This window comes from Pseudohalocynthiibacter sp. F2068 (genome assembly GCF_023015645.1).
GTDB lineage: Bacteria > Pseudomonadota > Alphaproteobacteria > Rhodobacterales > Rhodobacteraceae > Pseudohalocynthiibacter > Pseudohalocynthiibacter aestuariivivens.
Genome location: NZ_JALKAK010000015.1, coordinates 97,333 through 118,488 on the forward strand (window position 1 = coordinate 97,333; position 21,156 = coordinate 118,488).

A 21,156-nucleotide genomic window follows, 5' to 3' on the forward strand; every position below is an offset into this window, starting at 1 on the left:
CGTTAAAGACATCCGTCGTGCCACACGCAAACAGTATTCAGCCGAAGAGAAGATCAGGATCGTGCCATGCAGCGCTTCCGGCAGATGCGGAGTTTGCAGAAATTCGTCGCCGTTCACTCCTCCGTCCATAACCACTTCAATCAGGAACGCGCGCTCTGCAGCAGAGATAATTTCAAGATAATCTGAAGCGCCGCCCTATCCGAATGGCGCCAGCTTTGTTCCGCATAGGTTCTGGCATTTGGCGGCAAACTGAGACTGGTTCGAAATAGTCTGACACCGCCACCAGAACTGCAACCTGTCGTAACTTCGCGACAATCGCCTCTGACTCCGGTTGCTTGATGGTGATCTTTGACCATCCGATTACGTTCACATGGGGCAAACCATTTCAAAGTGGAAACTGAAAAAAGTATATACAAACGATCTACAATAGAATAGCAAACTATAAGCTAATATGGAACTGGACGATGCCCGAAAAGAAAAAACCGAGGAAAAAGCACCTGAAAGACAGTCAGTTGATCATCAGAATCAAAGCGTCGGACAGGGACCGGTTCGTTTCGTTGTGCGATTCACTCGACACGAGTGCCGCGCGCGAGATCCGCCGCTTTATCCGCGATTTTCTCAAGGAACATGAGGATCAGTCCTAAAGGCAATAACCCTTTTAACATAGGAGAAACCCCAATGGCCAAGAAAGCCAAGATCAAAGCACTTAAGAAAGAAGTCAAAGCGCGCAAATCCAAAGTCGCGCGTCAGAGCAAAAAGCTGAAATCCGCAAAAAAGGCGCTGAAGAAAGTATCCTGAACAGCGCAAATCAATCGACAGGATCGGCCACCGGGCCGGTCCCTTTTACATCCCGTCACTTTGGGTAATAAGGAATTTTTCAATGACATTCATCCTTGACGTACCGGGAATCGGACCACACCTAGCTTCGAAGTTGACCGAAAAAGGCATTTCAACAGCGGAAGAATTTGCGGCGACATCGCCCACAGCTTTGCTTGAGGTTCCGGGCATCGGCGCGCGCCGCGTTGAAATCCTCCTTAAAGCGGCGCGGCAGGTCATCACCGATGCTCCGAAAGTATATCCAAAATCGCACAAAGCCTCTGTGCGGGCTGCGGCGTCCAAGGTGTCGGGGGATGCCCGTGCCAAGGCCGAAGACACCGCCATCGCCGACGAGGCCATGACGCCAGCCGTACCGAAGAAAGCCGCTAAAAAAACCAACAAGAAGAAAGCGGACAAAGGAAAAGCCTCGAAGAAGGCGAAAGCCAAAAACAAGTCGAAGGAGAAAAAACAGGCCTCGAAAAAGAAGTCCAAGGAAAAAGCCGCTGCGGCCAAGAAAGCAGCCGCCAAAAAGTCAAAGAAGGCCGCGGTCAAGAAGGGCAAGGCGCGGAAGAAAGACAAGAAAGACCGCAAGTCCAAAAAGAAATAAATGCGCCGCTGCAATGGGCTGCCTTCGGTTTCTCTCCGCTCACCACCCACACCTCACCACCACACACCACCCAGCGGCTCAGGTCTTCGCCTAAAACCCACACTTGAGTTCGTTCGCACACTCAGCCCTCGTTGCTCTCGGTCATCCTCCGTTCGAAGTGTTCGCGTCGTTTTTTTTCGAGCTGCGGTTTCAACTGGTCAATGCAACACTTTAATCTTTTAGGAAAGATGGAGTGAGCAGGATGAAGTATCGTCAACGTACATTTTACACGGACAAGCAGAAGTCAGAGATTTGGGATCGCTGGCAAGGCGGAGAGTCGATGAGTTCGATTGGACGTGGGTTTGATCGCGCGTCCTCATCGATTTATCCGCTCCTTGCCTGTACTGGCGGCATTCGTCCACCAGACCGCGTTTAGCTTTAACACTTGCAGATCGCGAAGAGATATCACGCGGTCTTATTGCCTCTCAGTCTTTACGATCCATTGCCCGCAATTTGAAGCGACCTGCATCGACCATCAGCCGTGAAGTCAGGCGCAATGGTGGCGCTAAACAATACCGAGCAGCACCGTCAGATGCAGCCGCGTGGGACCGTGCCCACCGCCCAAAGCTCTGCAAACTGAATGGTAATGCCTATCTCTGCCGCACAATATCAACCAAACTGATCCGCAAGTGGTCCCCGCAACAAATCGCAGGCTGGCTGATGCGCGAACATCCAGGTGATGCGAACAAGCGCGTTTCACACGAGACGATCTATCGAAGCCTGTTTATCCAAGCACGCGGTGTACTTAAAAAGGAGTTGCTGGCGCATCTGCGAGCCACGCGATCCATTCAACGGTCTCGTCACGCTACCTTGAAGCGCAGCGGATTGGGTGAGTTCAATGATGCAATATCGATCCGTAACAGGCCTGCAGAGATCGAAGATCGGGCAGTGCCAGGACATTGGGAAGGCGACTTGATTGCAGGCACTGGCAACAGCTTTATTGCGACATTGGTCGAACGCCACAGCCGTTTTGTGATGCTGGCAAGGGTTGGCAACAAAGACAGCAACAGCGTCATTCAGGCATTGATCAAACAGTCACGCAAGTTGCCGAAAGAGCTGTATCGCTTTCTGACTTGGGATCGCGGGACAGAGATGGCAGGACATAAGACCTTCACCTTGGCGACGGATATCTACGTCTTCTTGTGCGAACCACATTCGCCGTGGCAACGCGGTACAAACGAAAACACCAACCGCCTGCTGCGACAGTACTTTCCAAAGGGCACGGATTTGACGATAAATTGTCCAGCAAAGCTGAGCGCTGTCGCAAGGCAGCTCAACGAACGACCTCGTAAGACGCTCAACTACGAAACACCTGCCGAGCGTTTCAATGCATGTGTTGCGTCGATCCGTTGAAACCGCCCCGCAAAGCAGTCATCGACATAAGTTGCTGCGAATGGCGGCCAGCGAGACGAAGCAGACACTGCAGAGTTCTCAATCAAAGGCCGCTTTCATAACAGGCGCACTAATCTGATGTCTCGGACGAAGTATCTGAAGGGCCGACCCAATCTGGGTCTTTGGCGACAAGTTCAACGGTGTTGCCGTCAGGATCGAAAGTAAAAACACCGCGCCAGCCGACCCAGTCAAAATGCTCGACATTATAGTCGCGCCCCAGCTTTTCGTACCAGGCAATTACCGCGTCCTGTTCGTCCCAGGGCAGGCTGAGTGCAATATGGTGAAGCGATGAGGATGGACCAGTTTTCGGCGGCGTCACGCTTGCGCGGGTCCGGCCCGCTCCCTCGACGTCATGGTTAAACAGGGCCAGTATGGCGGTATGCCCGGCAAAACCTTCGGCAATACGGAGAAACACGATACGGCCATTGTCCGGATCATTGAGTGGCTCAAGCCCGATCACGTCACGATAGAATGCAACCATAGCGTCAAGATCAATGCACCTGATGGCGATCTCGCCAATGGCGCGGGCTTTGAAATTTCGCTCAGACATACGTCTCCTCGCTTTCTTTAACGTTAAGGCCTGGAGATACCGGATGCCCGGAAATCTACGTGTTGCGGTATCCAGTTGCAAATATTCTGCAATTTCGTCGCTGACATTTGTTGATCGAGCATCGGCCCGTCTGCCAGCCTGCCATGATCTGCAACTGCCATTTCCGCGCTCTTCACGACGATACCTGATGCGCCGGCAAACCAGGTGGCAATGTCACCAACTTTCACCCCGGCCTGCGCTGAGGCATTGAAATGGCCGGTGAGGTCCGGGCGCTCCAGCAGCAGCCGATAGGCGCGGGCCAGGTCGTCGCGATGGACAAGCGGCCAGCGGATCCCGGCGTCACGCCAAATCTCAATCGGTTCGTTCCTGCGCGCATTCGACATGAATTGGGCAAACGCGCCACCGCTGGCATGGTAGACCATCGCCGGATGGATGATCGCCGTCGAAAAGACAGAAGAGGCCGCCAGCCGCGCGCCGTTTTTCACCATCCAGGAGAAGGCAGGTAACGGGTTGAACGGGCTTTCTTCCGTTGCGATCTCATCACCGGTTTCACCGTATAGCCAGCAACCACCGGTGTAGATGAACCTCGGTCGGGTTCCTGCGGTTTCCGCTGCCTGTGCCACCGACGTCAGAACGCATCTGTCCACCGCGCCCATATCGTCCTTGAAGGTCGCGGCGGCCTGGATGATACCGTCAGTAACCGGCACCACACCTGCCCAGGCCCCCGGGTTTTGCAGATCGCCGGGAAGCGGCGTTGCCCCAATGCGTTCGAGCTGCCTCGCCGAGCGATCTGATTGGCACAATCCTGTGACCTTGTGCCCGGCCCGCAGCAGTTCTTTGGTAACGGCGGTTCCGATCATGCCGGTTGCGCCAAGGACAAGGACTTTCATGGCCCGTTTCCTTTCTTCAATAGGTGAAAGTTGCCGCGGTGGCGTCCCCTTGGTCAGGTTCTGCCACCGCGGTTGCGGGTTCAGGCCGATGCGAGGTGCGGTCGCCGCGATGCCCAACCTGCCGCCAGCAGCCACAGGCAGAAAGCCGTCTCGGTGATTGCCGGCACGCCATAGGCCGGCGCGAACACCACAGAGAATTCGGGCACAAAAAAACGTAAGGCAGAACCGATCAGGTAGACGATCCCGGCCGCGGCAATTCCCGCACCAAGGACCTTCGGCACAAAACCAGAGCGCCAGATCAGGGCGCCGGTCATCAGACTGTTGAGCCCGAAGAACACCAATCCCAAGTCATAGCCATGCCCATGCAGGTTAAGAAACAGCGTCGCCATTGCCTCGGCTTGCCCAGGGGCCAGCACGGTGATGTCCTGCCCGGCGGAGATCAACAGGACCGCTGACTGCAGGTTCATCAGGTTGGAGGCAATGATGACCGATTGCACGAGGCGAAAGATCATTGCAGCCAGGGCCAGCGTGGGTGCGACCGGCCTGAACAATATGAAGAGCAGCACTGCGAGCCCGGTATCGGCCAACGCCATGATCAAGTCGAAGGCGATGGACAGGCGGAATCTGCCGAGAGCGGTAAGGATTGCCTTTGCGGTGCTTTCTGCGTTCGTCAGGTCGATCAACGGGCCGCGCAGGGCGACTTCGGAACTGATGCCGAAGACGATGATGGCAAGATAGAGCAGCCCGGCGAAACGCGCGATTGAAAGCTCGGATTGAGAAAGGTGGCGTCTCATGGATTTGGTCAGTTGTGCAGGAACCCGGTGACGGCTTCGGAGAAAAGCGGCAAAAGAGGGGTGGCGAGGTGATCGGCCTTGGGGGTCATCACGCAAGTGAAATCCGGATCGCGTCGGACAGGCGTTAGACATTGGCGCGCTCCTCATCCGCTTCACCCGCAATGCCCAGCACGGGGACCGTGATCGCAGCAAGCTCCTTTGCGGTAAGGTGAATCACCTCATTCATCGTCGCCGACGCTCCGGACAGCAGGGCCGCTGCCTGATCGGGAGTGGTGCCGTGCGATATCAGCATGGCGAAAGCGGCCATCTGTTCGTCTTCGGTCATCTTGTCGGCAGGCATCGCGGCCATGAAATCACCGAACGCGTCGCTTGAGCCAAGCGCGTCGGAGACGAAGCTGTAGACTTGTGCTTCCTTCTCGCCGGACCAGCCAGACCCGGCAACAACCAGCGACAGGATACGATCGGGATGGTCAGTGGCAAGCTTGAGCGCGGTTTCAGCGCCCATCGAATAGCCGACGATGTGTACCTCTTCGATACCGCGCGCAACCATCATCCGGATCACGTCGCCGACCAAATGCTCGCCATAGGCACTTGGATCGGCCGATTTGTCGCTTTGCCCGTGGCCACGGGCATCGAAGGCAAGCGTGCGGAAACCGTCCAGAGGTATCAGCCCGTTCGAGTTCCACAGCGCCGAGGTGCCGGCGAAGGCGTGCAGCATCACTACTGCCGGGCTGGTGCCCTCGTCGGTGTAATGCAGGGCAACGCCGTCAGAGAGGAAGGAGCCTTCTTCAGCAAGCGCGCCAACCGGCAGTGCGAAGAAGGCTGCTGTAGTCAGGGAGAAAATGCGTTTCATGGGTTTACCCTTCGTGCATTGAAATGTTGGGGGACATTGGTCCTAAGCATTCATTTCGCCAAGTTCGGGAAAGCTTTCTCGCCCTCCCGAGCTTCAGTTTTCATGGCCAAACGCTTGCGGCCTTGTCTGCCAGTTTGCCTGACAGAAAGCGGAGTTTGTCTCCGAAAATCATATCCAGCGAGAACGCGATCGGCAGTGCGATCAGAATGCTTTGCCCCCAGGCTTGCAGCCACGTCCACGAGATTCCGAACTCCAAGAGGCTGAACACCCCTGATAGAGCCATGGACATGAAAGACGACATGACCAATGATCCTGAGAGCCGCTGTAGGCGCCCACGATGTGTCATATCAAGCGATCTCTCGCAGGGCCAAAGTCTCGGCCGCAGCGATCAGGTCAGCCAAGGCGTTCGGCTCATTGATGCGCGCGGTCTCCGCATCAAAGGCATCGTAAAAGTTGGGAACGGAAACAGCCGCCTTTAGGTCCACCCCGAAAAACTGGGCCGAGCCCTTCGCTGAAGCCAGCACGCTCCCCGCGCCCCCGGGCCCCGGAGAGGTCGAAAGGTAGACCGTTGGCTTGTCCTGGAACACTTTCTGATCGATCCGGCTCGCCCAGTCGAAGAGGTTCTTGTAGGCGGCGGTATAGGATCCATTGTGTTCCGCGAAGGATACGATCACCCCATCGGCGGAGCCGATCTTCTCGAAGAACGTCTTTGCCGCCGGAGGTTGACCGATCTCTTTCTCAAGATCTTCGCTAAAGATCGGCAGGTCGTAGTCACTCAGGTCCAGGACCTCAATCTCGGCCCCCGGGACCAGCGTCGCGGTAAACCGCGCCAGCGCTTTGTTGATGGAGTTCTTGGTGTTGCTTGCACCGAAAGTCAGGATTTTCATGGGTATTCTCCAGTTTCCGTTTCACAGGTTTTCGTAAATTTCACCGGCCCTGGACCGCATCGGCATCGCTTCGGGATTGATACAGGCCACGTCTTGTTTCCCTGCCCGAACCGGCTTGGTTGGCATTTCGGACCAAAAAGAGACGCGGACGGCTCAGTCGATGGTGCCAAATTCGCCGGCCTCCTGGGCGGCAATCACCGCGGCCAGTTGGTGGACGTCACGCATCGCGAAGGGACCCTTTTGCACAAAAGGTTCGCGCAAGGGGGCACCGCCGAGGAGCACGGCCTGTCCGCCCTCACTGCTCAGCAACCGAATCTCGTCGGCGCCGTGGGCGGCCAGCGCTGTGTCGCTGCTGAGCCGATGGCGGGTTCCGTCGAGGTCGACCCCGATCTCACCACGGATGAGGTGCAGCCACGTGGCGTCGCCGGGATCGGGGCGATGGGTGAAGCTGCCGTTTGCCTGCAGGGCAATATCGAGGATGGTGAAGGGCATCGCGGGCGGGATTACGCCGACAACACCATTGCTTTTGCCGGTCATCACCCGCACCCGATGGCCCGGACCTTTGATCACCGGCATCTCATCAGCGGGCACATGCCGCGCACTGGGTTCGTCCTGTTTCTGTGCTGCCGGCTGGTTGACAAAGATCTGCAGCGCATGGGTGCGCGAACCGGGGGTGGGCGCCTCGTCATGCACCGCGCCGCGGGCGGCCTTCAGCCAGTAGAGATCGCCCGGTGCCAGTTCGATGTCGTTGCCCAGCGAATCCTTGTTGCGGAAGCTTCCGGTGCTGTCCTCAAAGAGTACGCTCACCGCCGAGAGACCGGCATGGGCATGGGGTCCGAAGGTCGGTGCTGTCATGGTGAAGTGATCAACCATGATCAGCGGGTCCATCAACCCGTCAAGCTGGCGGTGGATGAAGCTGATCGCTTCAAAGTCGTCGCCCCGGGTTATTTTCTCGCCTTGCTGGGACCTGATGATCGCGGCTTGGGACGTGTAGGTTGGTTCTGTGTGTTGAACGGTCATATTCGCCTCCTGTGCTGAATATGGACCTACAGTCGAGACGTTGTTCGGAAAATCCGTTGATTTCGGAACCCTTTGTTCTGTATTTGGAACGACAACTATATTGAGAAGGCAGAGACTATGGACCTCAATCAAGCCTATTACCTGGTGCATGTAGTTGAGAAACAGGGGTTCTCGGCAGCAGCGCGGACGCTGGGCATTCCAAAATCACGGATCAGCCGGCAGGTGAAAAACCTCGAAGAGGCTCTGGGCACGCGGCTCCTGAACCGGGATTCAAGACGAATGTCTTTGACGGAGGCCGGAGAGGCCTACTATCGTCACGCCAAGATGGCGCTTGAATGCATGGTCGCGGCCGAAACGGCGGTGCGCAGGGACAAGGACACGCTGGAGGGCACCGTCACACTGTCCTGTTCGGTCGGGGTTGCGCAGTTCGCGCTTGGCCGGATTCTGCCACGTTTCTTGGCTGAGAACCCTCGTATCGTTCTGCAAATCCAGGCGTCCAACGACTTTTCCGACCTGATCAGCGATGGCATTGATCTGGCCATTCGGGGGCATTTCAAGTTGCTACCCGACTCCGGGCTGATCCAGCGGCGGCTTACCGAGGTTCCCTGGCACCTGTTCGGCTCTCCCGGCATTGCGCACCAAATCGGTCCATCGGCTTCACCTGCTGATCTCGACGGTCTGCCCGGACTTACGCTTGGCTGGCGGCCCGGCGGTAACAGTTGGTCGTTGCAAGGGTCCGACGGGGCCAATGCGTCGGTTCCCTTTGCAACGCGCATGCGCAGCGATGACATGGTCACCTTGAAACAGGCGGCTGCGGCCGGGCTCGGTGTGGTGGCCCTGCCGGTCTACACCTGCACCGAGGATGTCGCCGCAGGGCGGCTGAGCCGCCTCTTGCCGGAATGGACTGCCGGGTTGCCGGAGATCAGCCTTCTGATGCACGGGCGGAGAGGACACCCGCCACAGGTCGACGCCCTTGCCGCGTTTCTGCGCCGCGAGTTGCCGGATGTCATGAACTGTGCCGGCAGCTTGTAGCGTGTTTTCGATCCAACCAACTGGACAAATCCCTCGCTGGCTCTGGAAAAGCTACCCGGCCGCCAACCATTGATCAGAATCCACAAGCGCATTCGCACCGGCCCATGGATATGATGCATCATGGTCGGTGAGGCTGTTCCAGACCTTGCATCAAATATTCGAGGCCACTTCGTTTCACTTTGTCTTCCCGGCAAGGGCGAGCAATGTGCTTGGTCGAGATCTGTTCTGCGCCAAACGACGCAGAGAATCCGGGTTCAGTCCTTCGAGGCGCAGCATAAAATAACAGTGAAGCCCCGTTTTGCACCCGCGCCTTCCTCAAAAAATGCAGCGCAATCCCCTCACGGCGGCAAAGCTCAGCAATGCTGTCCTCGCCTTTAAGGCCGTCCAGCACGATCCTGATCTTCTCTTCGGCTGAATACTGTTTGCGTGTGGCACGATGGATGTCGTTAACGACTTTGTCGCCGTGGCTCTTACGTGTTCCGGATGTCTGTCCAGGTTACAGAAACTCGCCGCTGTGCATGCTTCCGTTCACAACCATTTCAACCTAGAGCGCCATCTCTACTCACGCGGCAATTTCAAGATTAACCGAACCGCCGCTCTCGCCGAGTGGCGCCAACTTTGTTCAGCATAGGTTCTGGTATTTGGCAGCATGCTGAGACTGGTTCGAATTTGTCTGACACAGCCGTCAAGAGGGCTCTGTCAGAAAAAACTGGCTTGAGGTGGGCAGGGCGGTGCCTAACTTGGCTGAATGACAAAAACCAGCCCTTTTCGCTATTCCAAGACGCGCCCCGAGATTATCCGCCTAGCAGTCATGCTCTACGTTCGCTTTCCATATTCGCTTCAGAAAGTCGTGGACATGCTGCACGAATAAGGGATTAATATCAGCCATGAAGCGGTCTGGTTCTGGTGGAAAAGGTTATGTCCCTTGGACATTACACCCAGGCTGTGCGTGGCGGAACCGAGGTCCTCGCCATCCTCGATAGGGCCTATCAGGCATAGTCCCGGAAACACGGGGAGGGGGTGCGACCCTTGGACACTCTTCCAAACCTACCAGCACATTATAAATACTCAGAAAATTTCTTTGGGAAAATTTAAGCCAAACTGCTGGAAAAGGGTGTTCCGATGGATGCTATCGAAATTGTAACAGTGCCCAGCACAGCCGATCCGCTTGCCCGTATTTATGAATTATTGGGGCTTGGTGGCCCGGCTATCGCTGCAATTGCACTACTGTCAGTTGTGGCACTTGCGTTGATCCTCTGGAAGACTTGGCGGCTGGCCGTTCTGGGTGCGTGGAACGGTGGGCCGTGTTTTCGACGAGCCGTGACTCTCTGGGCCGAAGGTCATCAGGATGATGCGCTGGAGTTGCTGAAAGGGCGGTGCACGATCCGCGCGCGACTGGCACGTGCTGCCATGCTCGCCCGTTGTGATCCGTCGCTTGACGACAGTTCCGCTCAAGCGGAAACAGGTCGTGTTGCTCAAAGCCTCCTGATGCAGGCGCGCAGTGGTTTGCGTCCGCTCGAACTGATCGCGACGATTGCGCCGCTGCTGGGCTTGTTGGGGACAGTACTGGGCATGATCGCGGCGTTTCAGGCCCTTCAGGAGGCTGGCAGCCGCGCCGACCCGGCAGCCTTGGCCGGCGGCATCTGGGAGGCGCTTCTGACAACAGCAGCAGGCATGGCAGTGGCAATTCCCGCCTCCGTCGCTCTGACTTGGTTTGACAGCGTGGTCGACCGGTTGCGCCATGACATGGAAGATGCTGCCACGCGTATTTTTTTACGCCCCTTGTCAACGAAGGCGGGCACTAAAGTATTGGCCGCCGAGTGATGTTTTCCTTCGATGTAGCCAGCAAAAGACGCCGACCAAGCCTGACACCGATGATTGACGTGGTCTTTCTACTGTTGGTTTTCTTCATGTTGGCTGCTCGTTTCGGCAATGATATGCAACTTCCGCTCACATTGGCTGGTGGCGACGCAGAGACGGCCTATCAAGGGCCGCCTCGTCTCGTTGATATTCTGCCAGACAAGCTGCATCTGAACGGAAACCCGGTCTCCGCTGATGCGCTGCTGGAAGGCATGGCAAGTCTGACCCAAGCAGAAGAAGACACGATCATTCTGCGCAGCCGTGATGGGGCTTCACTGCAACGGTTGGTCGAGGTGATGCAGCTACTGCGTGAGGCGGGCCATACCGCGCTCGTGCTGGTGGAATAGCGCGATGAAATTTCCCGCCCCCTCCCTCGCCGCGCCACGTGAAAGCATCGTTCCGATGATCAACGTGGTGTTTCTGTTACTAATCTTTTTTCTGATGACAGCCCAAATCGCCCCGCCTGAACCTTTTGAGGTGACCCCTCCGCAGGTAGACGCACAAGACCCTGCCGAAAGCAGCTTTACACTTTATCTTGGGGCCGATGAGCAGTTGGCATACCGCGATGCGAGCGGGTTACAAAACGCGCTCGCTGCTTTGCGCGCGGACCACGCCACTTACTGCGAGAAGACCCCATGTCCGGATGGGCCACCGCCAGTTATCTTGAGGGCAGATGCAACGATGCCTGCCGAGCGTTTGGCATCACTCTTGCCGCATTTCAAAGCGGCAGGGATTGCACAACTTCAGCTGATCACGATTGCTCCATGAGTCGCGCTGTTGAATTCACTATTTTCCTCACCATAGCGGTGGCGGTGCACATGGCGGCTTTTGCCACAAGTGAGAAGGCCGGTGGTGCAAGCTCGTCAGGTGAGGACGGAACGGCGCTGGTCTCGTTGCAAGCCTCAAGTTCTTCGGTTGCGAATATGGTGGCGAAATGGGAGCAGCCTACTGAGATTGTGATGCCACCCGAGGTCTCTCCTCAACAATTCGCGACACCAAACGTGCCGCCTACTATGTCGAACAGGCAAACCAGCAACCCGGCACAGCCGATGCTACCTAGTATGTCTCAGGTTTTGCCAATGCCCACTGAGAACACTGCTTATCAGGTTGTCACCACATCGCCGCAGCCGCCCGAACCACAGGCGCCACAGGCTGCGACGCCTTCAGATACTGCTCCCGTCGCGCGTCCCAACACCCAACCTGTCGATACGCGAGCACAACAGGTGCAGGTGCAAGCTCCGGCCAGCACTGCGCAACGCGCTGCTGGTCAGGGTGGTGGGGCCGCAGCAGGCACAAGCGCATCCGATAGTTCCGCCACCCTAAGCCAAAACCAAGAGCGTAGCCTGCTGGCCAGTTGGGGGGGAGAATTACGCGCCACTATCGAACGTCGCAAGCGCTATCCCGCAGGCGCGCGCGGGGTGTCAGGTACGGTCACGGTCAGACTTTCAATGGGTCGGAATGGCCGGTTGCAGGGTGTTTCAGTTGCCCGCTCGTCAGGTAATAGCTTGCTTGATCAGGCTGCCTTGGAAGCTGTGCGGTCGGCGCGCCGGTTTCCCGCCGCGCCAAGGGGCCTGACACGGCCCAGTTATGTGTTCTCACTACCTATACAGTTCACTCGATAGGGAGGAGCGGCACCATTCAGAATTCGGCTGACACACTCAGGTAAACACTGCGCCCTGGCTCATTCACCTGTACCATTGTCGGGTCAAAGACGTTCGGGCGGTTCAGGTGATTTGCATAGGTCTGATCGGTCAGGTTTGTGACCCCTGCATGAAGGATCGCATTGTCGCTCAGCGTGTATCTGGCGAAAACATCCAGAGTTGCATAACCCGTCGTCGCGTTTGCGTCACGCGACGGGTCAATCCGTGACTGACTATCTGCCCAGTTCACCCGTGCCCCTGCACGCCAGTCCGTCTCACCATAGGAAAGAGACACCGAACCGCTAAGCGGAGGGATCTGTGCAAGCGGTCGATCATCGATCAGATTTATACCATATGTCCATGCCATGTCACCCGAGAGTTCCAAGCCCCCTCGTTGCCAACTTCCATCAAGTTCGAGCCCGACAAGCCGAGCACCAATGTTGCGATAAGTGGTCACGCCGGGCACGCTGAAAGCATCTCGCAGAATGTAGTCATCGACCTGATCGAGATAGGCCGCTGCCCCGACCTGCCAATTTGCGCGGGTGACCTCGACGCCGACGTCAAACTGGTGGTGTTTTTCAGGCGCGATGTCAGGGTTGCCAACCCAATTGTTGCGCGCCATTGCCCGTTCCGTGGCGTCGGATGTGCGGACTGAACGAGACACGCCGACAAAGAGCGTCGCATTGTCGTTAAGCTTTTGTTCAACCCGGGCGAGGGCGCCAAAATTATGTTCCTCGCGGTTGTTGTCGAAGGTCGTGCCGTATTGCGCAGTATAGAAATCGTTGGGTGAAAGGGCTGATCCGCCCGGTACGATGTTGGCGGCATCTGCAGACGCGCTGACATAGTCATACCTGCCGCCGAGTGTCAGCGTGGTTTTAGATGTGAGCATTGTCTCGGTTTCACCATAGAGACCATATTGGGCAATGGTCACATCAGGCCACATCAGAAAACGCGCCAGCGCTGGGTTTTCAGCCGCCACTTGTGCCTGCATGGCGGCTGGCGCGGAATAGAATGTCGCCATTCTGTTGTTGGATTGGAGGTCCGCCCCAATTTTTGCCGTGGTACGCCCGAAATCAAGATGAGCCTCTAGTTTACCACCATAGGTGTCCGAGGTTGAAGGCGTGCGGGCTGCCATCATACCCACTGGCCTTAGCGAGAAATTGTCCATCACGTGGTCAACGGTGCCGAGGTAGGCGTTCACCTCTACCCGCTGCAACACGTCTTGGTTCATCTCCAGACCACCGCGTAGACGCATTACTGTCGTTTCTGACGACGGGCTGTCCATACTAGCACCCGGAAACAAGACATCCTCGGCTTCGTCTCTTTCAATGTCAAAGGCGAGCGATAGCCTTTCACCTACATAACCAAGGGTAACGCCAGCGGCTTGCTGCTGGTACGCACTGCGTACCGTGGCGCCATCGCCATCCACGTAGTTGTCGGCCTCATGATGTTCGGTAAAACCTTCGAGGTAGAAACCTGAACCCAAATCCAGCGCACCGGACAACGCTCCTTCGCGCAGATCAGAGTTTGACGCTGCACCGGCTTGGGTTGACAGGGTCCAGGGTTTGCCGGGATCAAAAACAGGTGCCTCGCGTTCAAGCACGATGGCACCGCCCGAACCGCCGGGCCCATTGGTGACGGTATGATAGCCGCGTTCGATGATCACGCGGTCCGCACGATTAAAGGCGGCGGTAGTCGCTGGCGGATCCATTCGGTTAGGGCAAGCCCCGAATGTGAAGGCGCCCGCGTCAATAATATTTAGCTGGTTTTGCTGCTGGCCCCGGATCACCGGTTCCAATCCGTGGCCACCCATGCGCCCAGAGGTGATGCCGGGTACGGAACGCAGCAGTTCACCCCCGTCAGCAGCCAGATTTAAGGTTCTATCGCGGTGGTTGAATACAAGTCGCGAAGGTCCGGAGGGAGCTGTCGTGTTCTGAACAATGATCGGATCGAGTTGCAGTATTAATTCGGCTTCCGGTAAGTCGGCCGCTTGGGCCAAAGCCGTGGTGGAAAGCGAAGACAGCAGAATGGCGGTCGCGCCAAGGCGCATGAATTGGGGTTTCGACATTTGTCCAACCTCTCTAGAAATCCAGTCTAGGAATGCACCAACCGCCGCCGGAAGTGGCAAGACGGCTAAGCACAGTTAAGCGAAAAGCCACGCGTTAAGCTGGCTTAGACTGTGCGAGGTGGCGCACGGATCGGTCCTGTTCGGCTTTCATGTCGCGAGGTGGCTTGCTTGCTACGTGGTCGCGCTAGCCGCTGACTTCCGGTCGCAAGAGGGAGCACATCACTTTTCGGAGATTGTGCTGACAGACAAATGCCAGTGAGGCAGAAATGACATTCAGCATCGGCGTGATGTGACGGTGTTTCGGGAATTTCCTCTCCGGAACTATCCAGCGTGATTGTCCGCAAACCACCGGCATCGCAGATTACGACCTGCAAACCCTCAGCGGATGCAGCAAAGGCGCCCAGACTAGCCAGTGTCGTCTGCAAAAGCAGTAAAATACCCAGAAACGCCGCCATAGCGGGGCGAAGTTTCTTCTTGGGCAATAAGATATTCGATTCCATGAATTTGTTTTGACTCACAAAAATGTGAGGTGCAAGCCCGTGCGACAAACCGCGCGGAAGAAACGGCTTCAAATCGTCAGCCAGCTAGGCATTCATCAGGAGGTTTTTAGTCAACTTTAGAAGAGTTTTTCGCCATACATGCTCAGTGGTTGATTTTGACCGAGGGGACAGCCCTTTCTCGGCAAGGCGCTTGCAACTCAAGCTCATCGCGTGTACGAGCATTCGAATGCTGATTTCCGGACGGTCGGTCATTTCGCAAATTTTCGCCAATTCTCAAAAACTGACTTTTTCAACGGTATCCGGCGGATTGCCGACACTGGAGGTCGCCAGCGGGGCTGGCCGTTGGGCGACACTACTCCGTGGTCCGCCCATCAAAATGTTCACGGGATGCATCGGCTTCAGCTTTGGTCCGGTGGATTGTGCCTTCGACACGCTCAGGTGGCCCGTAGATCGTATAAAGACGCAACGGTTCCTATCTGGTATTGACGACATTGTGCTTGGCGTCTGCTGGAACGATGACACCGTCATCGGCCTTTACTTGATTGGCCACATCGTCGATCCGGACTTCGCCGCTTCCCGTTTCAAAACGAAAGAACTGATCGCGATCGTCGTGAACTTCTTTGCCGATTTCTTCGCCAGGCTTGAGCGCCATGAGCACCAATTGGATGTTTTTGCGAGTATAGAGAACTTCACGGAAGTTGTCGTTTCCTTCGGTCAGCTTTTCGATGTCGTCTGCAAAACCCTTCATGTCGTCGATCTCCCGTGAACTGTTTCCTCCAGATTCGTCCCTGGACGCGATCATCCCTATAGCGTTTCAGCGAGGGGACCATTAACTTCGATCAACGCGTCGTCTGCCTGTTCCATATATCAAAATAGGACAGAGACAGCGATACCGGAGGTGCCAATGTCCGAAACTCGAGCGAAAGATGACAGGACCACATATATCGATGTTCCTGAAGCCGTTGATGTGTTCGAAACGTTCGACGATCTGCAAGGTGCTTTCTACGATTTGCGGATGTTCGGATTCAGCCGATACGACATCAGCCTCCTCGCGCGACAGGAGGTGCTAGAAGAAACACTGGGCAAGGCATATTGGCGCGCAACCGATCTGGAAGACGATCCCGATGCGCCACGTGCAGCTTTCGTCTCGGAAGAGGCTATCGGCGAATTGCAGGGCGCCATTGCCGGTGGGTTCTTCTTTCTCGGGTCATTCATTGCGTTGACCGCAATGCTTACCCTTGCCAGCACACTTGCGGCATCGATTGCTGCAATTGCCATCGGCGGCAGCCCTGCAGCGGTGATCGGTACTTTGCTGGCGCGTCGCGTTGGCAAACATCACAAGGACTATTACGCAAAACAGATCGAACATGGCGGCATCCTTCTCTGGGTCCGGGTACGTGACAAGGAACGCGAGAAACTGGCCGTCAAAATCATGAAAGGTCACTCTGGGCGTGATGTGCACGTGCATTCGTGGAGCACATGATATGTCCTGCGACGACCTGTAAGAGGCCCTGCGTTTCAGACAGGATGTCAGCATTCGATGCTATCACTACCCTCCAAAGAGATAGCAGTATCCAGTAAAATGGACTCAATGCAGTCATCTGACGGGCGTTGTCACATTAACTTTTCTAAGTCAAAATATCGAAGATTTACCAAATGCGTGTTGTTGAATTTCAAAGACTTACGAAATATTAAGTCCCATCCAAAAGAGGAAACCTGCCGGTTACTGAGTTAATGTGACAAAGCCCTTGAGAAACATCCTTGATGGCAGACAACCGCTCGGCTTGACGTCAGACTGGTGCATGCGCCACGCATTGCCTGCCGACTGGAATGAACAGCGCGAACTGCTCGCAATACTCTGATCCTCGACTTCCCACACTGCTATCGCGGAAACAGCGCCCCCAGACTTCTGCGGAAATAGGGCGCATTCTTGGCTGATGGTACGGTCTGGGGTTGCCCAAGTATCTCACAAGCCACGGTAAACACGCCACTATGTGGCGCGACACTCGTCTGGTCTGGTTTTGAAGAAGTGGTTGGCTGTGCGCCCAGCCTAGAGCGAACCAATCTCGGAGGCAATTTCCCTGCAAACTGAGAAATTGACAGGGAAAACACAGAATTTTGGCCGATTTTTGCGATGCATGCCGAAAATTAGTAAAAGGAAGCAGTGGTTTGTGGGGAAATTACCTAAAAAGGGTGACAGGGAATTGTCATGTGCAGATCAGTGAAATAGGAAGATAGTACAGGGAAAAGTTAGTTGTTCTGCATTGGGTGTATGGCCACTGTTGCCATTCTGAAAAGCTATTTTCAGAACGGGTTCAACAAGAAGCCATTCAATTGTTTGAACTCAAAAAGCATCTGCGCTTACCAAGTTTCGCAGTGATTTCCGTTGAATGTAATCAATTTTCATGAAATGCTAACATTGTGAAGTGAAATTCGAACACAGGAAATGGTTTTCACAGGCATCATGGAAAATAACCAGTTTTCAGGCCCGGTAAGCGTTCTTCAGGAAAACAGGCTGCCAGAAATGGCACTGCCTGTCGGATATGCGGCCCTGATAGATGCGTATGAGCTCCAGGTACCGACGCCGCTCACTCTGAGTGCTATAGGTAAGCGTCATAAAGTCTACACAGAAAATGGATGGCGCATCTATACGCCGCGCCATGAGCCGCGCGCCACGTTTGAGGGGCATCTGGTTTTCGCCCTGAAGTATGAAGGGCTTGATCTGGCTGTCCTGAAACGCCTGTTTGAAGCAGTTTCGCCCGCCGATGTTGAAGCGATCATTCGAGCCAAACCCACCAGCGCCTATATACGGCGTATCTGGTTTCTCTACGAATGGCTACTGGAGCGTGAACTTGATTTGCCGGATGCCAAGAGCGGCACCTACGCCGATATTGTTGATCGTAAGCAACAATGGGCCGTTAAAGGTGAGACATTCAGGCGGCACCGCGTTCGCAATAATTTGCCCGGCACCCGTTCATTCTGTCCGCTGGTCTGGCGCACAGAAAAGCTTGAACGCTTTGTAGAGGCCAAACTTGATGAGCAAGCGCGCGCCGTAGTTGGCAAAATTTCCGCAAATATTCTGGCGCGCACCGCAGCCTTTCTTCTCCTCAAAGATTCCAAATCGAGCTACGCGATTGAAGGGGAGGCCCCGCCGCACAGCCGTATTCAGCGATGGGGCAAGGCGATTGGTGAGGCGGGAAAACACCCGCTCGATCAGAACGAGTTTTTGCGTTTGCAGCGCATCGTGATCGGCAATGAGCGGTTTATACGCCTTGGCTTCCGGGATGAGGGCGGCTTCGTCGGAGATCACGAGCAGGATACCCGTATTCCGCTCCCTGACCATATCAGCGCCCGCCATGAGGATTTGCCTGCACTCGTTCAGGGCATCATTGACTTTGATCAGGGGTATGCTGAGGGTATCAACCCGGTGATAGCCGCCGCCGTTCTCGCCTTCGGGTTTGTCTATATCCACCCCTTCGCAGACGGCAACGGGCGGCTCCACCGATATCTCATTCATCATGTGTTGACAATGCGTGGGTTCAATCCAACCGGTATCGTATTCCCGGTATCCTCTGCAATCCTGGAACGAATAGACGACTACCGGCGCGTTCTGGAAAGCTATTCAGAGCGGCTTCTGCCATTTGTAGAATGGGAGCCGACCGAGAAGATGAATGTGCGGGTTCTGAACGATACGAGCGATTTCTATAAGTATTTCGACGCGACGCTCCATGCAGAGTTTCTTTTCGAGTGCGTTCAGAAAACCATCGAAATTGACCTGCCGGAGGAGGCTGCATTTCTGGTCCGCTATGATCAGTTTAAATCCCGCGTTGAGGCCCTTGTCGAAATGCCGGCATCCACCATCGATCTGCTGTTCAATTTCCTCAAGCAAAATGGCGGACAGCTTTCCAGGCGCGCTCGCAATAATGAGTTTGCCGAATTAACAGAAGGTGAGGTAGCGCAGCTTGAGGTGATCTATCAGGAGAGCATCGTCAGATAAAACCGAGCTGAGGCGGGCACGGCGGTCGTCTGGCTTTGCGGCGTAAAGAAATGAAGCTCTTGCTGCAATTCTGAACCAGCCCTGAGGTCATCCGGCTGGCGGTGATGATGTATGTACGTTTTGCAGTTTCGTTTTGAAATGTTGAGTATTCGCTGACGAGCGTGGCATCGGCACTAGCCACGAGTCCGTCCGTTTCCTGTGTCAAAGGTTCCGGTATGAACGCGCAGTGGCAGAGTTAGATTGCCAACAGAAGCAGTCTCTGCCTGACAGCGTTTTCTACCGCTGCGAAACAGTAGGGTGAGTGTTTGCGTTGTCCGGAACTTTCCGACGTTCAAACAGTGGCAAGTAAAATCCAAATATTGAAAAGTGTCGTGTTGTCGTTTCCCTTCGTTTGCGTGGCAGGAACTCCAGGATTGCCCAAACCAGGTTCATTGATTTGTTTTTCGGGGCTTTCGGGTCCGGAGAAACATAGTGCTTGTCAGGGTTCTTTCCGAGAACGATTTCATTGATGGTTTGGGTTTTGAAGCGAAGTCCCAGTTTCTTTGTTTCGTCGATCATCCAGAGAAGCGGTATCTTGGCAAGCTGGCTTTTTTGCTCCGGGTATCCCCCTCCGACATCCCCATGAACGCCAGCAAACCAAACTTCGTTCACGTCTTGCGGAACTTGCGTCTTCGGCTGAAATGGCCCGCCCCAGTATTCACCACCTTCGGGCCAGAGTTGCGGATGAAACATCGTTCGGCGTTCATCAAGTGCGACCGCATGCCGAATGGCTTCGACGCTTGTGTTTGATCGCGTGAATGCATGTGATAGCAAACGGGGACCAAATCGTCCCATCTCGATGACCGAGCCAACGGTATCGAAAAGCCCCAGACATCTGATTGCGGGACGTTTGGCGCGCAACATACGTTCAAACAGCCTGACTTCGGCAAACGGATTTTTCTTGGTCTGGTCTTTCCCGTTTTTCGCATTCGCACCAATCGCTTTGTAGGCGCGATAGGCATAATCCAGAAGGTTCAGATTGTGAGAATCGAAAAGTCCTACGGAATGAATGAACCCGGCAAGAACGCGTGCGGTGTATGCACCGCGGCTGAAGCCGAAGATATAGATTTGGTCTGGCTCTTCGTGCTCGCCGTTGTCGCGTTTTCCATTATCGTAGTATTCCACAAGAAAGCGGTAGGCTTCCTTCACATTTTGATCGAGGCCCCAGCCGGTCGCCAGCCCCCAGATTTCAAGTAAGCGCCGATAATAGTAGGACACCGAATTCGCAGCACCAAAAGTGCCAACGCCCGGGTCATAGTAGACCAATTGTTCGCCATCTTTCTTCAGCGTGCCGTAGAGACGCAGAACATTTGTTCGGTCTTCCGAGATTTCGTTTGAGGTTCCATCGCAGAGAATGACAATGTTCTTTGGCATAGATTTCTCCGTAGAAATAATTGGCAGAAAAGGACTGATCGTTCCTCACTGTCGCAACACGCATAAGTTGATCTGACGCGGCTTCCAGTAGAAAGTCCAGCGAACTTTTTTCCGCTGCAAAAAAACCATCAAGAAGACAAGAGCTGCAATCTTGTGGTAAAAGCGTTTAACGTACACCTCAGTTGCTGGAATCCATTGATAAAAAACCGATTGTTACCGTGCAGTGTGTTTTAGTTTCTTTGCAGTGCCAGCTGAAGTATTGAGCCTGTTCTCTGCCAAATGTTGATTTGGTTGAGAATGTGCGCGGGAACTAATCCTTTTAAGTTCGCATTTTTCTGGTCACCGGCGTGTGAACCAATTCCGGCGGATTTGCGTTGACACATGTAAGGGTTTTGTTATTGATGTAGTTGGTTGTATTAAACGATCAACTACTATGATAGGTTGCATTTGGAGAAGATGGCTATGAGCAGTGATAAGAATATTTCAACAATTGCAGCGGGTATTTTGACTGCTTCGCTTCTGGGCGCTCCGGCTACATCTCAAACTGGCCTTGATAACCAATCTGCTGTCGTCAGTGATGGCCCCAAAACAGTTGTGGCTGTCTAGCCCCCAATTTCAGTACCAGTAATTTTCGTTTTCTCTAATAAGGTTTCAAGCACTGGCGGGCGCATGTTCAATGCGTGATGTGGTCTTATCCGGTTGTATTGCCTGAGCCAAACATTGATGGCGACCTGGGCTTGCCTAGTGCTGTGGAACCACTCGGCATTCAGGACTTCCCGTCTTAATGTTCCGTTGAAC

22 protein-coding genes and 6 pseudogenes are annotated in these 21,156 nt (G+C 55.0%); 16 read left to right on the top strand and 12 right to left on the bottom strand.

What is annotated here, in order from left to right; translation table 11 throughout:
* Positions 1-36: 36 nt before the first annotated feature.
* The 4 genes and pseudogenes from MWU63_RS16190 to MWU63_RS16205 form a co-directional block, all read left to right on the top strand.
* Positions 37-186: pseudogene (locus tag MWU63_RS16190) on the top strand (IS6 family transposase); the annotation flags it as partial.
* Positions 187-464: 278 nt separating this feature from the next.
* The gene (locus MWU63_RS16195) at positions 465-644 is read left to right on the top strand and encodes a hypothetical protein (protein ID WP_213890402.1); all 180 of its coding nucleotides are present in this window, start codon (positions 465-467) and stop codon (positions 642-644) included.
* 236 nt (positions 645-880) lie between these two features.
* Positions 881-1,423 carry a helix-hairpin-helix domain-containing protein gene (locus MWU63_RS16200; RefSeq protein ID WP_247078691.1) on the top strand — a complete coding sequence of 181 codons (543 nt, stop codon included), beginning with the start codon at positions 881-883 and terminating at the stop codon, positions 1,421-1,423.
* A gap of 241 nt (positions 1,424-1,664) precedes the next feature.
* A pseudogene (locus MWU63_RS16205) lies at positions 1,665-2,815 on the top strand (IS30 family transposase).
* A gap of 109 nt (positions 2,816-2,924) precedes the next feature.
* Here the strand turns inward: MWU63_RS16205 and MWU63_RS16210 are convergent.
* The 7 genes from MWU63_RS16210 to MWU63_RS16240 form a co-directional block, all read right to left on the bottom strand.
* On the bottom strand, positions 2,925-3,404 hold the full coding sequence (locus MWU63_RS16210) for a VOC family protein (protein WP_247078693.1): 480 nt from the start codon (positions 3,402-3,404) through the stop codon (positions 2,925-2,927).
* 23 nt (positions 3,405-3,427) lie between these two features.
* Positions 3,428-4,294, bottom strand: a complete 867-nt coding sequence (locus MWU63_RS16215) for an NAD-dependent epimerase/dehydratase family protein (RefSeq protein WP_213890405.1) — start codon at positions 4,292-4,294, stop codon at positions 3,428-3,430.
* Positions 4,295-4,374: 80 nt separating this feature from the next.
* Positions 4,375-5,088: a DUF4386 domain-containing protein gene (locus MWU63_RS16220; RefSeq protein ID WP_213890406.1), complete on the bottom strand. Its 714-nt coding sequence runs from the start codon at positions 5,086-5,088 to the stop codon at positions 4,375-4,377.
* 124 nt (positions 5,089-5,212) lie between these two features.
* Positions 5,213-5,941, bottom strand: a complete 729-nt coding sequence (locus tag MWU63_RS16225) for an alpha/beta hydrolase (RefSeq protein ID WP_213890407.1) — start codon at positions 5,939-5,941, stop codon at positions 5,213-5,215.
* Between the two features lie 100 nt (positions 5,942-6,041).
* Positions 6,042-6,287: a DUF2798 domain-containing protein gene (locus MWU63_RS16230; protein WP_213890408.1), complete on the bottom strand. Its 246-nt coding sequence runs from the start codon at positions 6,285-6,287 to the stop codon at positions 6,042-6,044.
* A 1-nt stretch (position 6,288) separates the two neighbouring features.
* On the bottom strand, positions 6,289-6,828 hold the full coding sequence (locus tag MWU63_RS16235) for an NAD(P)H-dependent oxidoreductase (protein WP_213890409.1): 540 nt from the start codon (positions 6,826-6,828) through the stop codon (positions 6,289-6,291).
* 153 nt (positions 6,829-6,981) lie between these two features.
* On the bottom strand, positions 6,982-7,848 hold the full coding sequence (locus MWU63_RS16240; protein WP_213890410.1) for a pirin family protein: 867 nt from the start codon (positions 7,846-7,848) through the stop codon (positions 6,982-6,984).
* A 72-nt stretch (positions 7,849-7,920) separates the two neighbouring features.
* Between MWU63_RS16240 and MWU63_RS16245 the strand changes: the two genes are divergently transcribed.
* Positions 7,921-8,880: a LysR substrate-binding domain-containing protein gene (locus MWU63_RS16245; RefSeq protein ID WP_213890411.1), complete on the top strand. Its 960-nt coding sequence runs from the start codon at positions 7,921-7,923 to the stop codon at positions 8,878-8,880.
* A gap of 328 nt (positions 8,881-9,208) precedes the next feature.
* Here MWU63_RS16245 and MWU63_RS16250 read toward each other — a convergent pair.
* Positions 9,209-9,343 (bottom strand): annotated as a pseudogene (locus tag MWU63_RS16250) (transposase); the annotation flags it as partial.
* 33 nt (positions 9,344-9,376) lie between these two features.
* Here MWU63_RS16250 and MWU63_RS16255 point away from each other — a divergent pair.
* The 6 genes and pseudogenes from MWU63_RS16255 to MWU63_RS16280 form a co-directional block, all read left to right on the top strand.
* Positions 9,377-9,511, top strand: a pseudogene (locus MWU63_RS16255) (IS6 family transposase); the annotation flags it as partial.
* Positions 9,512-9,628: 117 nt separating this feature from the next.
* Positions 9,629-9,748, top strand: a pseudogene (locus tag MWU63_RS16260) (IS6 family transposase); the annotation flags it as partial.
* Positions 9,749-10,002: 254 nt separating this feature from the next.
* Positions 10,003-10,704, top strand: coding sequence for a MotA/TolQ/ExbB proton channel family protein (locus MWU63_RS16265; protein WP_213890412.1), 702 nt, complete (start codon positions 10,003-10,005; stop codon positions 10,702-10,704).
* Positions 10,704-11,087: a biopolymer transporter ExbD gene (locus MWU63_RS16270; protein ID WP_213890413.1), complete on the top strand. Its 384-nt coding sequence runs from the start codon at positions 10,704-10,706 to the stop codon at positions 11,085-11,087. Before MWU63_RS16265 ends, MWU63_RS16270 begins: the two co-directional genes overlap by 1 nt.
* Positions 11,088-11,091: 4 nt before the next feature.
* The gene (locus MWU63_RS16275) at positions 11,092-11,508 is read left to right on the top strand and encodes a biopolymer transporter ExbD (protein WP_213890414.1); all 417 of its coding nucleotides are present in this window, start codon (positions 11,092-11,094) and stop codon (positions 11,506-11,508) included.
* Positions 11,505-12,362 (top strand): TonB family protein, encoded by an 858-nt coding sequence (locus MWU63_RS16280; RefSeq protein WP_213890415.1) that lies wholly within the window; start codon positions 11,505-11,507, stop codon positions 12,360-12,362. The genes MWU63_RS16275 and MWU63_RS16280 overlap by 4 nt, the downstream gene beginning before the upstream one ends.
* Positions 12,363-12,378: 16 nt before the next feature.
* On the opposite strand, the gene MWU63_RS16285 is transcribed toward MWU63_RS16280, so the two are convergent.
* Both MWU63_RS16285 and MWU63_RS16290 read right to left on the bottom strand, forming a co-directional pair.
* The gene (locus MWU63_RS16285) at positions 12,379-14,448 is read right to left on the bottom strand and encodes a TonB-dependent receptor (RefSeq protein ID WP_247078695.1); all 2,070 of its coding nucleotides are present in this window, start codon (positions 14,446-14,448) and stop codon (positions 12,379-12,381) included.
* A gap of 104 nt (positions 14,449-14,552) precedes the next feature.
* Positions 14,553-14,948: a DUF2946 family protein gene (locus tag MWU63_RS16290; protein ID WP_213890417.1), complete on the bottom strand. Its 396-nt coding sequence runs from the start codon at positions 14,946-14,948 to the stop codon at positions 14,553-14,555.
* A gap of 226 nt (positions 14,949-15,174) precedes the next feature.
* On the opposite strand from MWU63_RS16290, the gene MWU63_RS16295 reads away from it, so the two are divergent.
* The 4 genes and pseudogenes from MWU63_RS16295 to MWU63_RS20495 form a co-directional block, all read left to right on the top strand.
* On the top strand, positions 15,175-15,714 hold the full coding sequence (locus tag MWU63_RS16295) for a hypothetical protein (protein ID WP_246531777.1): 540 nt from the start codon (positions 15,175-15,177) through the stop codon (positions 15,712-15,714).
* Between the two features lie 138 nt (positions 15,715-15,852).
* Entirely contained in the window at positions 15,853-16,431 is a 579-nt protein-coding gene (locus tag MWU63_RS16300; RefSeq protein WP_213890419.1) for a hypothetical protein, read from the top strand.
* A gap of 981 nt (positions 16,432-17,412) precedes the next feature.
* Positions 17,413-18,945 carry a Fic family protein gene (locus tag MWU63_RS16305; protein ID WP_213890421.1) on the top strand — a complete coding sequence of 511 codons (1,533 nt, stop codon included), beginning with the start codon at positions 17,413-17,415 and terminating at the stop codon, positions 18,943-18,945.
* Positions 18,946-19,034: 89 nt separating this feature from the next.
* Positions 19,035-19,141: pseudogene (locus tag MWU63_RS20495) on the top strand (IS6 family transposase); the annotation flags it as partial.
* A gap of 80 nt (positions 19,142-19,221) precedes the next feature.
* On the opposite strand, the gene MWU63_RS16310 reads toward MWU63_RS20495, so the two are convergent.
* Positions 19,222-20,358 carry a DUF2235 domain-containing protein gene (locus MWU63_RS16310; protein WP_247078697.1) on the bottom strand — a complete coding sequence of 379 codons (1,137 nt, stop codon included), beginning with the start codon at positions 20,356-20,358 and terminating at the stop codon, positions 19,222-19,224.
* Positions 20,359-20,820: 462 nt separating this feature from the next.
* On the opposite strand from MWU63_RS16310, the gene MWU63_RS16315 reads away from it, so the two are divergent.
* The gene (locus MWU63_RS16315) at positions 20,821-20,964 is read left to right on the top strand and encodes a hypothetical protein (RefSeq protein WP_247078699.1); all 144 of its coding nucleotides are present in this window, start codon (positions 20,821-20,823) and stop codon (positions 20,962-20,964) included.
* Here MWU63_RS16315 and MWU63_RS16320 read toward each other — a convergent pair.
* A partial coding sequence (locus MWU63_RS16320) for a transposase (RefSeq protein WP_247078700.1) occupies positions 20,961-21,156 on the bottom strand: 196 nt, incomplete at its 5' end. The genes MWU63_RS16315 and MWU63_RS16320 overlap by 4 nt on opposite strands.